The organism is Synechococcus sp. R6-10, assembly GCF_047461815.1.
Classification (GTDB): domain Bacteria; phylum Cyanobacteriota; class Cyanobacteriia; order Thermostichales; family Thermostichaceae; genus Thermostichus.
In genome coordinates, this window is record NZ_JANSHW010000355.1 from 1 (window position 1) to 1,243 (window position 1,243).

The 1,243-nt window shown below is 57.0% G+C and carries 1 pseudogene; it reads right to left on the bottom strand.

Features of this window, described 5'->3' with window-relative positions:
• Positions 1–1,158, bottom strand: a pseudogene (locus NW837_RS10250) (S9 family peptidase); the annotation flags it as partial.
• Between the last annotated feature and the right edge of the window lie 85 nt (positions 1,159–1,243).

A 1,243-nucleotide genomic window follows, 5' to 3' on the forward strand; every position in this document is an offset into this window, starting at 1 on the left:
GGTGTCGTAGCGCTTGCCGCCAAAGCCGCTGGCGGATCCCAGCCCGGGCAGCGGAATTTCCCCCAGGTAGCTGCCGTCTAAAGCAAAGGTCTTGATCTGGGTGTGGGCGTCTTTGAGGTAGAAGGCCACAAACTGATTGTTGATCAAGCTAACCCCCTGCAGGGTCTCCTCCGCCTCGGGGATCACCTCCTGCACCTGGTCGGGCTGCTCCAAGTCAATCGCCACCAGTCGCCGCCGAGGAGCTTGGCAGTCCGTCAACAGCCAAAAGCGGGATCCGTCGTTGCCCACGAAGCTGTATTCGGCCTCAAACTCGCGGATGAGCTCTACTACAGGAGACTGGGGATCCCGCAAGTCTTTGTAGAAGATGAGGTTTTTGGGATCCGTGCCCCGCCAGACGGAGATGATGAGGTAATTCCCATCTTCAGTAACCCCGCCGGCAAAGCCCCACTCTTTTTGGTCGGGGCGGTGATAAACCAAAACATCTTCTGACTGGGAGGTGCCCAGGCGGTGGTAGTAGAGCTTCTGGAAGTAGTTGGCGCTTTCGTATTCGCTGCCCGGGGCTGGTTCGTCGTAGCGGCTGTAGAAAAATCCCTGCCCGTCCAGGGTCCAGCTTACTCCCGAGAACTTAATCCAGCGCAGGTGATCCGGCAAATCCTCGCCGGTCTCGATGTCCCGCACCTTCCACTCTTGCCAATCGGAGCCGGAGCAGGAGAGGCCATAGGCTAGATACCGTCCAGCGTGCTCCGCACCGCTGTCGCGAGCGCGGCTGATGGCAATGCCCGCTAGAGCCACCGTACCGTCTTCGGAGAAGGTGTTGGGATCCAGCAAGACCCTGGCCTCAGCCTCCAGGCTTTCTTGGGTATAGAGAACACTTTGGTTTTGCAGGCCGTCGTTCTTGAAATAGAAGTAGCGGCCCCCTTCTTTGAAGGGCTGGCTGTATTTTTCATAGTTCCAGAGCTGGGTCAGGCGTTCTCGGATCCGCTGCCGGGCTGGGATCTGCTGCAAGTAGTTAAAGGTAAGGTGGTTTTGCGCCTCAATCCAGGCCCGCGTCTGCTCTGAGTCCAGATCCTCCAGCCAGCGGTAGGGATCCGGCACCGGCTGCCCGTGGTAGATGTCCACAACAGTGGGATCGGGATAGCTGGGCGGGTAGTTGAGCATGAGACCTAAGCGCTAGAGCATGACTCTAGTCAATAATAAGCTCAACTATACTGAAAATAATGTATAATATGTTCAGTACGGATTA